Origin of the sequence: Escherichia sp. TW14182, from assembly GCF_000208525.1 — a bacterium.
Lineage (GTDB): Bacteria > Pseudomonadota > Gammaproteobacteria > Enterobacterales > Enterobacteriaceae > Escherichia > Escherichia ruysiae.
Window position 1 is genome coordinate 1 of the sequence record NZ_AEJZ01000431.1, and the last position, 1,047, is coordinate 1,047.

The 1,047-nt window shown below is 50.4% G+C and carries 1 protein-coding gene; it reads right to left on the reverse strand.

Annotated elements, in window-relative coordinates; genetic code table 11:
• Window positions 1-28: 28 nt before the first annotated feature.
• Window positions 29-1,047: MFS transporter AraJ (gene araJ, locus EQY_RS0122845; protein WP_000652415.1), on the reverse strand; the 1,019-nt coding region annotated here is incomplete at its 5' end.

Consider the following 1,047-nt stretch of genomic DNA (forward strand, 5'->3'; position numbering starts at 1 on the left):
CGCATCCGGCAATAAACAACGCGCACCGTTAGTGCAACTTACCCAGTGGTTTCGCCAGCACCGGACTGTCCGCCACTTGCTGGCGCTTATAGCGACCATACAGCAGCAACGAAGACATCGCTGCAAACGAGAGCAGGGCAGCAGGCAGCGCCACATAATTATATGCCAGCCCCAGCGTCAGCATCATACCACCGCAATATGCGCCGACGGCGCTGCCGAGGTTAAACGCTATTTGCCCGCCTGCGGCACCTAATAATTCTCCGCCTTTGGCATTTTGCAGTAACAATATTTGCAGCGGTGCCGAAAGGGCAAATAACCCTGCGCAACAAATAAAAGCAAAAATAAGCGACGTTGTTTTCATGCCGCCGAAGAAAAAAAGCATGAGCAACGCCAGCACAATAATGAAGTCAGTTACTGCTGCAATACGCAAAGGCGAGTAACGTCCTGAAATACGTCCACTTAGAATATTTCCCAGAACCATCCCCAGCCCAACTAACATCATAATAAACGTCATCGCCGTTTCCGAAAAACCGGAGATAAACATCATGTAAGGTTTTACGTAGCTGAACCAGGCAAATACACCGGCATTGCCAAACATCGTGGCGGCAAAAATTAACCACGGTGCGGGGCTACGCAAAAAGTGAAATTGTTCGCGCAGCTTTCCTTTCGCCTCGTCGCGAATATCCGGCACCCAAAAATAGACCGATGCCATCACCGCAATATTAAAAACAGCGATCAATAAAAAGGTGTAACGCCAGCTAAATTCCTGACTTAAATACGTTCCCAGCGGAATGCCCAGCAGATTGGCGACTGTCATCCCGGAAACCATCCCCGCCACGGCGGCGGTGACTTTGCCGGGTTTGATAATTTTCGATAACACGATCGCTCCGACGCCAAAAAATGCACCATGCGGAAAGCCGGAAACCAGCCGACCAATGGCGAGCATCAGGTAAGACGAAGAGAGCGTGAACATGGCGTTGCCAATGACGCACAACGCCACCAGAAACAACAAGATATGTTTGAGTGAGTAGCGGCTGGAAAAGAGGG